This window comes from Burkholderia sp. SIMBA_051 (assembly GCF_046534915.1).
Lineage (GTDB): Bacteria > Pseudomonadota > Gammaproteobacteria > Burkholderiales > Burkholderiaceae > Burkholderia > Burkholderia ambifaria.
Genome location: NZ_JAWRXS010000488.1, coordinates 1 through 260, shown reverse-complemented (window position 1 = coordinate 260; position 260 = coordinate 1). Strand labels below are relative to the sequence as shown.

Annotated in this window: 1 protein-coding gene; it reads left to right on the top strand. The window is 55.8% G+C overall.

Annotated elements, in window-relative coordinates:
- On the top strand, nt 1-260 hold a 260-nt coding region (locus SB771_RS35405), incomplete at both ends, for a PD-(D/E)XK nuclease family protein (protein WP_410722093.1).

The window sequence follows — 260 nt, the reverse complement described above, 5'->3', positions numbered from 1 at the left end:
TGAAAGCCAGCAAGACAGCGTCGTATTCGCACGAGGATTTTCACAATTTCGTCAGCGACCCCAACACCGGGCGCGCGATTGAGGCGCTGAAAAGGGCGAATGATGTTTTCGACATCCTGACGCCTTCAGAAACCCAGCATTCGCAGATGTTGCAGTGGCTGCTCAATCCGCGTGAGGGACATGGGCAAGGCGACGCCATCCTCAAGGACTTCCTCATTGCCGCTTGGAAGTCCGTGCAGAATTCCGACGTCATCGGCAAC